The organism is Saccharospirillum impatiens DSM 12546, from assembly GCF_000423605.1.
In the GTDB taxonomy this organism is placed as follows: Bacteria; Pseudomonadota; Gammaproteobacteria; order Pseudomonadales; family Natronospirillaceae; genus Saccharospirillum; species Saccharospirillum impatiens.
In genome coordinates, this window is sequence record NZ_AUIH01000099.1 from 1 (window position 1) to 5,327 (window position 5,327).

The window sequence follows — 5,327 nt, forward strand, 5'->3', positions numbered from 1 at the left end:
ACCTCGACCTGCAGCTTGCCAATTTGTTGATATAGATGGTCTTCCCGAGCTTCCAGCTTTTTCGGGTCGGGTTGGCTACTGCCGCGTTCGAAGGCTTCCACCAGTCGCTCCTGGGCGATTTTCTTCCAGGTGTTGATCTGAGAGGCATGTACGCCGCACTGCGAAGATAATTGAGCGACTGTCTTGTCGCCTCGGATAGCCTCCATTGCGACCTTGGCCTTGAACTCACTACTGAACCGTTTTCTCGCCACGTTACTACTCCTGCTTGGTCGTGGCATTCTACCTATGCCCGTGGTCTAAATCATGGGGTCCACTATAGCGTAACCTGCTCGACCGCCTCGATCACCGCTTGCTGGAATTCAAGCTGTGGGCTCTCGCTGTCATCGACCACATAAAAGCCATCGGGAATCTCGCCGGGCTCGAATGGCACGCCGTCACGCGATGCCAGCGCCGGACGAAACTCGGTCTCATCGGTATCGGTGGTTTCGTGCAGATCGATATGCATTAACACGCGATCGCGAATGGGCGCTACCAATCGCATCAGCGCCGCCGATTCTTCAGCGGGGCTGTCGTCGCGGAACGACCGGTTCGGGTCGATCGCGTTCGCATTCCAGCGGTGAATGCGCTCATACGCCCAGGGGCTGACACAAGGCGCGACCAACAGATTAACGCGACCCGCGTAATCTGCGGCATGCTGATCGACAAACTGCAGTGCGCCGTGTACACCGCTGGTTTCATAGCCGTGCACGCCGCCAGTGACCAGCACAACGGGCAAGTCATCACGCCAGTCGCGACTGCGGAAGGCCATTAGCGCAAAGCGCTCAGTGCCATACGTCAGCTCGCCATACGTCTCAACATCGAAGCGCGCACGCAGGCCTTCGATCACGCTCAACACCTCGGTTTCATAGCTGCGTTGCCGGGTTTGAGCGGCCAACCACTCAGCGCGCTTAGTGTCGCCCCAGGGCGTGCCAGGTGTACCGATTGGGTAGGGTGTGAGAGCCGTATTCATGAGGGTTTGTTCTCCAGTAATGGTCAAAGCAGGCTGGCATTCTATCAGCCGCCTGCCTTCCGGGTAAGTTCAGTGTGTATCCGAACCCCCGCTTTCACAGCCGCCAGGTCACATTCTGGCACAATAGAGCCCGCTAAAATCGACATGGGCATAACGCTGCACTTAATCCGTGGAATACGCCCTTCAGCGAGTCGGCTACAGGCAGTCGCTGTTCATTATTTCAACCTCTCTAATCGCCCTCTGCGTTTGGCTACATTCTTGTAATCCCACTGGATCTCTCTCGCTTTCATGATCCATCGTTTCAGATCAAGCTCATTCACTTCTGATGCGGTATTAAAGAACACAGAAACATCTTTGAACGTCTTGCCCAATACTTTTAATCCAGATTCTTCAAAGTCTGCCCCGCTCCAGAACATCAGGCGAATACCGCGCTTTTGCTTGCTGTAACCAACCGTTGGATTGTCATCCAAAAACCAGACAGGGTGCGCGTGCCATAGCTTGTTGTTAGCCTGAGGAAGATGTTTGTCGATCTCGTTGGCGAGCAAGTCACACAGCTCTTTGTGTTCTGTATTTTGCCTCTCGTTGTAAGCTAATGTGTCAGCATGCATCGTAATTCTCCTGTCGCATAACGCCAATATTCAGCGGCGATTTAAGGCCGCCCGATGAAAGCCCTTAAGGTCGACAAAACCGTGACTTGGAAGCACGCTCAGTGCGGGTGTCGACATGACCATCACCCAAATAACCTACTGGTATAACGATTAGACCAGCCACTAAGACATGACATGAGGACCATTCTTCAAGAAGCCAGTTACCTTCGATCCATCGCCATGAATGAACCGCATTCTGGTGACGTCACTCTGTCTCACGTCTCACAAAGTTCTCATACCGCCCATCAGTAAGTATAGCTCGTCACCCAATACCTTCTCCTGGATAGGGGCCTGTCGTGGCTAGCTCAACAGCGCCCTGCCAAGCTCTTGCGTTTGATTTCCAGAATATCGTACCAATAGTTGTTGTGGAATCCGGTTCATGCCCGATCGAGGGCCAAACCGGTCACAAATATCGCTCAAGCGGAGGTAATTCACATGACTGAAGGCATCGCGAACAAAGTGGTCGTTATTACGGGGGCCAGCAGCGGCCTCGGCGCGGAAACGGCCCGCCACCTGGCCAAGGCCGGTGCCAAACTGGTACTCGGCGCCCGTCGTATGGACCGTATGACGGCGTTGGCCAAAGAGATCGGCCTCAGCGAAGATGCCCTGGTAAAGACCGACGTCACCGATCGCACCCAGGTTCAGGCCCTGGTCGACCGCGCTATCTCCTTGCATGGCCGGGTGGATGTCATGCTCAACAACGCAGGCCTGATGCCCCTGTCGCCGCTGGAAATGCTCCGGTACGACGAATGGGACCAGATGATCGACGTTAACATCAAAGGCGTTCTGTATGGCATCGGCGCTGTACTGCCGCACATGAAAGAACAGCAAAGCGGCCAGATCATTAACGTCTCTTCCGTGGCAGGCCACTCTGTCGGACCCGGCAGTGCGGTCTATTCAGGCACCAAGTTTGCCGTGCGGGCGATCTCAGAAGGCCTGCGCAAGGAAGTGAAGCCTTATGGTCTGCGCACCACCATACTGTCACCCGGCGCCGTTGATACGGAGCTGCCTGCGTCGGTGGGTGCCGAAGGCGTGTCTGAACGGGTTGCCGGTTTCTACGAGCAGCATGCGATCTCGGCAGACAGTTTTGCTCGATGCGTCGTGTTTGCGATGAGCCAGCCTGAAGATGTCGATATCAACGAGATATTGTATCGTCCTACGCGTCAGGAGTGATCGGTAAAACTCTCTCGGGAGGGCTTCGAAGCGAAGCTCACCCGAGGTTTCCTGTCGCGAATCAACACAGACACTCACCCAAATACATAGCAAAAACCTATAATAATGGCTCTTTCAATATTCGACTAATGTGCATGCCCTTATTTGATGAGTAGTGGATGCGTATTTGATGAGTAGTGGAGACAACGCCGCAACAGAAAACCCGTTACCTGGCCAGGCACTGTTATGTTTTTTTACTGAAAGAATCGCCTACCTTTCGTTGCGACCACCCAATGCGAAATGAATCAATAACTGCGACAACCCAAAGGGTTACCAATACCAGAGAAGATAGGTTGACAATGCGACCACCACTACCAGCCAACGACTGAGATACCAGCTCACTAATTTTGACAATATCAAGAGAAACCTCGCCACTTTGGATTTTTGCACTCACTTCTTGTGCCATATCAACGACACCTGTCAGCAAGAAATAGAGACATAAAATCGCTAAACCCGACAGTATCGAACCTTGCAGCGGTTTCTTCAAAAAGAAATGCCCTAGCCCTGGAAATACCAAGGCTGATAAAAGAGCTGCTTTCGTCGATTTTCTCATAATCTATATAAACGCCTATTGATGATAGGGCTGTCTGAAACATAACGATTTCAGAGGACTAGCACGGATACTCACCCGGTTAGCAATTCAAGGAAAGTCTGATTTCTACTGCTTCTCTAAGGTACCTGTCCAATGTGGTTGTGCTTCTCTAAGGTGCCTGTCCAATGTGGTTGCGAGGAAGGCGGCCCGCTTTTATGTGGTGCTCTATGCCGCAACAAGCCTCCTGACCTTAAGCTCCTTACGATGTTGCTCGGCATGCCAGAGCTCATACTGAGATTGCTGATTCAGCCAACTGTCCGCCGAGGTATCAAACGCAATAGAAAGCCGAATAGCCATTTCAGGGCTGATACCAGCCTTACCATTCAGTATGGCGCTCAAGGTTTCACGGCTCACTCCCAATGCGTCTGCAGCGGCCGTCACAGAGAGACCAAGGGGCTCCAGACAATGCTCTCACAATACTTCACCAGTATGGGGGGGATTGTGCATCAACATCGGCGGCACCTCAGTGGTAGTCTTCGCAATTCACTATCTCAGCATCTCCGTCATCAAACCGGAACGTCAACCGACAGTTAATGTTACACCAGTATTGTACAGCCACTAAGAACAGCCAATAGCAAGGATCTATTAACATTATTGATCTGATAGTCGACTATTTTGCATGTCCCAAGAGGTTACCCACTCCAAACTCATCAATCCAAGCTATCACAAACCGAACTATGATAGGCACCTAAAGTGGGCGTCTCAAGTACCTACGTCGGGCCCGACATTACCCCACGCTTCGCCTACTGAGTGACTGCCTGTTTGCCAATCAACCCCCCGGCCTCCTGACGCTCGTGCAGGGCCGCTATATTACCAGCCGTCAGGCCCGCCATAGTGTTGGTCAGAGTGGTTTTGACGTCACCGGCTGCCACCAACCGCGCCAGCTCAGTCAGAATGTCGCCCTGGCGTGCGATGTCGGCTGTCTGATGCTGGCTGCGGGTGAACATGTATTCCCAGACGAAGCCGGCACTCTTGTTCATCAGCGGCTGAAGGTCGTGCTTTTCCCGAGTACCGGCCAGCGCACAGACCAGCCCCTGGGGCGCGACCAGACGGGACATGAGGTTGAAATAGGCATCGGTGTCATGGCAACACAGAATGCGCGCGAATCGGTTGTCCGGCAGATCGACCAGGGCAGCGCGGTCAATGACCTCGGTGGCACCCATCTGCCTGCACCAAGCCTGACTTTCCGGCCGGCTGGCAGTGGCCGTGACCGGAATACCGGCCCAGCGACACAACTGCAGAGCGATGGAGCCGACACCACCGGCCCCATTGATGATCAGTAGCGGTTTAGTGGCATTACCCTCCCTCGCGTCGGGCTCGTAACCGAGCCGCTCGAAAAGAGCCTCCCAGGCGGTCAGGCCCGTCAGCGGGAGAGCGGCCGCTTCAGCCGGGTTCAGCGACGCTGGTGCCTTGGCCACCAAACGGGCATCAACGGCCTGATACTCGGCATTGCAGCCATGCCGGTCAGTCTGACCCGCGTAATAGACCCAGTCGCCGACCGCGAAGCCGGTAACCCCCTCACCCAGAGCCTCAACCTGACCACAGGCGTCCCAGCCCAACACCCGGAAACCGGTGCGTATTTTTGCCCCACGTGAACACTGATTTTCACCACTCGTGAACACCTGTTTTTATCACACATGAACACCCTTTTTGCGGCAACGTGAACACTTTGGGCCTTTGGCAAAAACCCTGTTCACGACCGTAAAATCGGTGTTCACGTGTCGTAAAATTCCCCCTCCCATCCTCTTGTTGGTCTCCGATTGACCCGTATCCTGCGTCTCTTTTGCTTCATGAGGCGCAGCATGACCAAGAGGATCAACATGATCAAAGTTCGAGAAATCCTTCGCTTGCGCTTCAGCGCCGAGCT

Annotated in this window: 8 protein-coding genes; 1 reads left to right on the forward strand and 7 read right to left on the reverse strand. The window is 53.9% G+C overall.

What is annotated here, in order from left to right:
- The 3 genes from G565_RS0120190 to G565_RS0120200 all read right to left on the reverse strand — a co-directional run.
- Positions 1–206, reverse strand: a 206-nt coding sequence (locus tag G565_RS0120190; protein WP_425413997.1) for a transposase, incomplete at its 3' end; no start/stop codon positions are given.
- 107 nt (positions 207–313) lie between these two features.
- The gene (locus G565_RS25190; protein ID WP_211227237.1) at positions 314–1,009 is read right to left on the reverse strand and encodes a M14 family metallopeptidase; all 696 of its coding nucleotides are present in this window, start codon (positions 1,007–1,009) and stop codon (positions 314–316) included.
- Positions 1,010–1,224: 215 nt separating this feature from the next.
- A complete protein-coding gene (locus G565_RS0120200; protein WP_028672436.1) occupies positions 1,225–1,617 on the reverse strand; it encodes a DUF1801 domain-containing protein in 393 nt (130 codons plus the stop codon).
- A 474-nt stretch (positions 1,618–2,091) separates the two neighbouring features.
- On the opposite strand from G565_RS0120200, the gene G565_RS0120205 reads away from it, so the two are divergent.
- On the forward strand, positions 2,092–2,829 hold the full coding sequence (locus tag G565_RS0120205; RefSeq protein WP_028672437.1) for an SDR family oxidoreductase: 738 nt from the start codon (positions 2,092–2,094) through the stop codon (positions 2,827–2,829).
- 223 nt (positions 2,830–3,052) lie between these two features.
- Here G565_RS0120205 and G565_RS26935 read toward each other — a convergent pair whose 3' ends face one another.
- From G565_RS26935 to G565_RS27350, 4 genes are all read right to left on the reverse strand, one after another.
- Positions 3,053–3,421, reverse strand: coding sequence for a hypothetical protein (locus G565_RS26935; RefSeq protein WP_157600182.1), 369 nt, complete (start codon positions 3,419–3,421; stop codon positions 3,053–3,055).
- A gap of 204 nt (positions 3,422–3,625) precedes the next feature.
- Positions 3,626–3,862 (reverse strand): HigA family addiction module antitoxin, encoded by a 237-nt coding sequence (locus G565_RS25200; protein WP_245584224.1) that lies wholly within the window; start codon positions 3,860–3,862, stop codon positions 3,626–3,628.
- 341 nt (positions 3,863–4,203) lie between these two features.
- Positions 4,204–5,022 (reverse strand): zinc-binding alcohol dehydrogenase family protein, encoded by an 819-nt coding sequence (locus G565_RS25205; protein ID WP_051208333.1) that lies wholly within the window; start codon positions 5,020–5,022, stop codon positions 4,204–4,206.
- Between the two features lie 69 nt (positions 5,023–5,091).
- Positions 5,092–5,327, reverse strand: a 236-nt coding sequence (locus G565_RS27350; RefSeq protein ID WP_028672438.1) for a hypothetical protein, incomplete at its 5' end; no start/stop codon positions are given.

Bases quoted from the DNA above. Each gene is read 5' to 3' on its own strand.
- G565_RS25190 (WP_211227237.1), bottom strand. From the start codon at position 1,009: ATGAATACGGCTCTCACACCCTACCCAATCGGTACACCTGGCACGCCC.
- G565_RS0120200 (WP_028672436.1), bottom strand. From the start codon at position 1,617: ATGCATGCTGACACATTAGCTTACAACGAGAGGCAAAATACAGAACAC.
- G565_RS0120205 (WP_028672437.1), top strand. From the start codon at position 2,092: ATGACTGAAGGCATCGCGAACAAAGTGGTCGTTATTACGGGGGCCAGC.
- G565_RS26935 (WP_157600182.1), bottom strand. From the start codon at position 3,421: ATGAGAAAATCGACGAAAGCAGCTCTTTTATCAGCCTTGGTATTTCCA.